Source organism: Streptomyces sp. 8P21H-1 (assembly GCF_013302945.1).
The window spans coordinates 1-378 of record NZ_JABTYA010000124.1; the positions used below are offsets into that span (position 1 = coordinate 1).

Sequence of the window (378 nt, forward strand, 5' to 3'; positions counted from 1 at the left end):
CGGCGGCTCGCGGAGGCCGAGTATCGGGTCGTGCACTGGACCGAGGTCGACGACCGGGGCGGACACTTCGCGGCGATGGAGGAGCCCGAGATGCTGGCCCACGACATCCGCACCTTCCTCGACGGACTGGACTGAGGCCCTCTGTGCAGCGATCCACAGACCGCGGGAACGACGAAGGCCGGCCCCATCGGGACCGGCCTTCGTGACGTTCGCGAGGTGGTGACTACCAGCTCGACTTGGTGATGCCGGGCAGCTCGCCTCGGTGCGCCATGTCGCGGAAACGCACACGCGAGATGCCGAACTTCGAGAGGTGGCCACGGGGGCGACCGTCGATCGCGTCGCGGTTGCGGAGGCGGACCGGCGATGCGTTGCGCGGCA

Annotated in this window: 1 protein-coding gene and 1 pseudogene; one reads left to right on the forward strand and one right to left on the reverse strand. The window is 69.6% G+C overall.

Annotated elements, in window-relative coordinates:
- Positions 1-135, forward strand: a pseudogene (locus HO151_RS07215) (epoxide hydrolase); the annotation flags it as partial.
- A gap of 88 nt (positions 136-223) precedes the next feature.
- On the opposite strand, the gene rpsN reads toward HO151_RS07215, so the two are convergent.
- Positions 224-378 (reverse strand): 30S ribosomal protein S14 (rpsN, locus tag HO151_RS02110; RefSeq protein ID WP_173894423.1); only part of this gene is annotated, 155 nt, incomplete at its 5' end.